The organism is Limosilactobacillus panis DSM 6035 (assembly GCF_001435935.1).
Lineage (GTDB): Bacteria > Bacillota > Bacilli > Lactobacillales > Lactobacillaceae > Limosilactobacillus > Limosilactobacillus panis.
On the sequence record NZ_AZGM01000050.1, the window covers coordinates 1 to 4,160 of the forward strand.

The following is a 4,160-nucleotide window of genomic DNA, read 5'->3' on the forward strand; positions in this document are numbered from 1 at the left end:
CTACTACGGCCCATAGTGGACTTTCACCACCTAGCTAATACCCATGCCGGGCGCACCATAATAGTGGGTTGGGAAAAATGTAATTTTTCCCAACCCACTTTTTCATTTTTTGAATATTATACAGTAGTCGCGGAAAAACCTATCTAGCGCCACAAAGCAAGTCCATTACGGTCAAAAGCGCACTTCAAAGTTTTTCAGCTTCCATGCTTTAAAAATGTAAATTCAGTAAACTCACAATGCAGTAAGTCATCCCACTGGCAATCACCGGTCCTGCGGCAACCCCCTTGAAGACAACCACGCCAATGATGGTTCCCAAGACCAACGCCACCGTCACCTGGGGAACCGCCGCCAGTTGGTTGATTCCGTATTTAGAAAGGATGGCAACCGCGATTCCTGCTGCAATTGCAATCCAGCCCGCCGGCGTTCGAAAGGCCTTGAAGAGGTCGTTGAAGGTAATCTGACCGGTAGCGATTGGTATCAGGATGGCCACGGAAATAATCGTTACGCCCCAGTTAATTCCCCGGTTCTGGATAACCGGCAACCACTTAGCAGTCATTGGCAAGAGCTTAAGGGCCATCACAACAACCGTTGCAATCACCAGTGACATGTTTTTGCCAAACAGGGCAATCAGTAAGACGACCCCTAAAAATAACCAACTCTCCATTTCATCCTCCAAACAAAAGGCGGGAAATATCTTCCCGGCTAGGTAGACATGCCGAGGAAAATTATTTTCCACCCTTTTCTTTATTCTTTTTACTATGCTCACTCAAGTTGATTTCGACGGGCCCTTGAGGCTTATCCGGGTGATTATCATCTGGCAAAATCTGCCGGACAAGCCAGCGGAATACCATTGCCAATGGCGCTGTCAAAACAGCATACAGCAATGCCGTCAGAATAGTGGCCACCAGGTCCAGTCGAATAAAGGCCAACCAGTTACCTCCCGTTTGCCAGCCGACGAGACCGACGAAAATAAGGTTTAGGACCGCCTCCGCGATGGCCGCGCCCAGCGCTAACCAAATCAGCTGCTGGTGACTTACCTTTTGCCGCAGTGGTAACCGCCAGCCGATAATCCAGCCAACCATGGCCGTAATGAGAACGAAGTTGGCTAACATCAACCAGTCCGCATCCCCCAACAACAATAAGATAAAACAAGCACCCACGGCCGTAATAATTCCAGAGACGGTCCCGATAGCAATGGTAACTGCCACGGGAATCAACCCAGCCAATGGGGCAATTAGTACTCCCGTGGGGGCAACGATCCGAAAGCTGTTAATCCCCACCAAAATAGTGAGGACGGCAGCGATGATAATCATTCCTGCATATTTTAGCCAGTTCTTCTTCATATCCATTACAAGGGCTTCTTAGTAGTATCCTGCATCCAGGCTAGGGCTAAGGCACCCTGTCCAAGGTGAGTGCCAATCACAGGGCCGAAGTAACCTAGTGTGAAGTCAATATCAGGGTGTTCAGCCTGCAGTTTATCCAGCCACTTTTGCCCAGCCTCTTTGTCATTAGCGTGAATCACCATTCCCCGTACTGGGTAATCAACCTTGGCTAACTTCTCGTTGAAGATCTGTTCACACCGCAGTTTTGCCTTCTTCATCGAACGCACCTTTTCAAAGGCCTCAATTGAGTGATTGGGATTATCGAACGACAGAAGAGGCTTAATCTTCAGGATCGATCCCACAAAGGCGGAGGCGTTAGAAAGTCGGCCGCCCCGAACCAGGTTCTGCAGGTCATCAACCACGAATAAATCGTTAATCGTATCACTTAAGGTCCGTAACTTAGCGATGACCTCGTCCGGATTTTCGTGTTCGCGAACCAATTTGGCCGCCTCCAAGACAACGTAGTGCATCGGTTCAGAGGTAATGTGACAGTCAAACGGGATAATCTTAATCGTATCCTTCATTTCTTCGGCAATTTGGGCGACGTTACCCAGAAAGCCGGAGATGGAACCAGTCAAAAAGATACTGATAGCCGCATCGTAGCCGTCATCGGCCAGTTTCTGGTAGAGTTCCATCATTTGACCAATCGATGGCTGGGAAGTACTTGGAAAAGAACTCGAAGTCTTCAGCAATTGATAGAAGTCACTAGTTGAAATGTCGACTCCTTCACGGAAGTTTTTCCCATCAATCGAAAACGGAATTGGAACAACATGAATGTTGCTTTTCGCCGCCTCTTCAGGAGTGATGTTGGCGGTGCTGTCCGTAACAACAGCAATTTTCATCTTATCTTCCTCCAAGTCGTTATAAATTTAATAGAATAATTGCAAGTGATATTAGAAAATATCCATAATATAAGAAGCATACCACAAGAGCAGTCATAAACCAACTATTGTTTCACCCGAAGAAGGGCTTTGGCTTGGCGCTTCACCGGTAAAAACGTTATAATTAATACCGCCTTTTTAATGAACGTAAAAAGTAAAGGAGTAATTACAATGTCTTTCGATGGCTTCTTCACCCATGCCATAGTGCACGAACTAAATACGACTTTAAAGACCGGCCGGGTCGCTCGAATCAGCCAGCCTTACCCTGCTGAGTTGATTATAACTATTCGGGCCCAACGGCATAACTATTCCCTGTTAATCTCAGCCAACCCAACCTATCCCCGGATTCAAATCACGACAGTGCCGTTCACGAATCCTGCTGTACCTACCAACTTCACGATGACGTTGCGTAAATACCTTGACGGTGCCGTTCTGGAAAAGATTGAACAAGTCGGAAACGACCGGATCATTCGTCTCATCTTTAATACCCGCGATGAACTGGGCGACAGCCAGAAACTCATCTTAGTTAGTGAAATCATGGCCCGGCACAGTAACATCTCCCTGGTCAATGATAAGACGGGCAAGATTATTGATACCATTAAGCACGTCGGTTCTGACCAGAACCGCGTCCGTCTCCTTTTGCCCGGGGCAACTTTTGTCATGCCGCCGAAACAGGATAAGGCTAATCCCTACCTGCCTAACCAGCTTTACAGTGACCTGGTCCGGGAGTTCTCTGCCCCTAGAGACCTCGCCAAACAATTGCAAGGCCATTATGAAGGGCTGGGTCATGACACGTCCTTAGACCTGGCAAACCGGCTCCTAGCAAGTGACCACCTCCCAACTACTTACCAGCAGTTTATTCACCGTTTTGATAACCCGGACCCCGTTATCATCGATGGTAAGAAAAAACAGTTCATGGCCTTCCCACCAGTTGGGGCTGACGAAAACGCCATCCAGCACTTTTCAACACTGTCCGAAATGCTCGATAGTTACTATGCCCAGAAGGCCCAGCAGGACCGCTCTAAGGAACTGGCCGGACAGGTAATCAAGGTCATTAAGAACGAACTTAAGAAGGATCGGCGCAAGGTTAAGAAACTTAATAAGCAGCTTGAAGACGCCAGTGAAGCGGACAAGTACCGGATTCGCGGCGAGATTCTGACCACTTACCTTGGTAAGCTGAAGCACGGGATGAAGGAAATCACCCTCCCCAACTTCTACAATGACAACAAGCCCCTTAAAATCGACCTCTACCCCGAGCTTTCCCCATCACGAAACGCCCAGAAATACTTTACCAAGTATGATAAGTTAAAGAGTTCCGTGGCTTATGTCAACAAACAGCTGGGGCTAACTAACGCGGAAATCAAATACTTTGAAAACATTCAGAACCAAATCGACCTCGCCTCGCCATCTGACATTCAGGAAATCCGCCTGGAACTACAGCAGGAAGGATATATCAAGAACAAGCATAAGGGTAAGCGACGCAAGGTCCGGGTAAGTAAGCCTGAACAATTCCACACTAGTGATGGTACCCTCGTTCTCGTTGGCAAAAACAACCTGCAAAACGACCGACTAAGTTTCAAGACCGCTAACAAGAATGAAATCTGGCTGCACGTCAAGGACATCCCTGGTTCCCACGTCGTGATTCGTGATACCCACCCGAGTGACCAGACCATCCTGGAGGCAGCTCAGCTAGCGGCCTACTTCTCAAAGGGACGCGATTCTGATAACGTGCCCGTTGACTACCTGCCGGTCAAACGTCTTCATAAGCCTAACGGTGCTAAGCCCGGTTTCGTTACTTTTCGCGGGCAGAAAACTTTATACGTAACGCCACATAAGTTGAATAACTAGGGTCCGTCTGAAAACTTTATTTCAGGCGAATCAGAATCGCCGCCAAGTA

At 48.0% G+C, this 4,160-nt stretch carries 4 protein-coding genes; 1 reads left to right on the forward strand and 3 read right to left on the reverse strand.

The features are described from left to right. Window positions 1–208: 208 nt before the first annotated feature. The 3 genes from FD32_RS03565 to FD32_RS03575 form a co-directional block, all read right to left on the reverse strand. Window positions 209–664, reverse strand: coding sequence for a DUF441 domain-containing protein (locus FD32_RS03565; protein WP_047769424.1), 456 nt, complete (start codon window positions 662–664; stop codon window positions 209–211). A 61-nt stretch (window positions 665–725) separates the two neighbouring features. Further along, on the reverse strand, window positions 726–1,349 hold the full coding sequence (locus tag FD32_RS03570) for a hypothetical protein (RefSeq protein WP_047769422.1): 624 nt from the start codon (window positions 1,347–1,349) through the stop codon (window positions 726–728). Further along, on the reverse strand, window positions 1,349–2,224 hold the full coding sequence (locus FD32_RS03575; protein WP_047769420.1) for a DegV family protein: 876 nt from the start codon (window positions 2,222–2,224) through the stop codon (window positions 1,349–1,351). The genes FD32_RS03570 and FD32_RS03575 overlap by 1 nt, the downstream gene beginning before the upstream one ends. A gap of 210 nt (window positions 2,225–2,434) precedes the next feature. On the opposite strand from FD32_RS03575, the gene FD32_RS03580 reads away from it, so the two are divergent. Next, complete coding sequence (locus FD32_RS03580; protein WP_047769418.1) at window positions 2,435–4,111, forward strand: NFACT RNA binding domain-containing protein; 1,677 nt, start codon at window positions 2,435–2,437, stop codon at window positions 4,109–4,111. The last annotated feature ends 49 nt before the right edge of the window (window positions 4,112–4,160 follow it).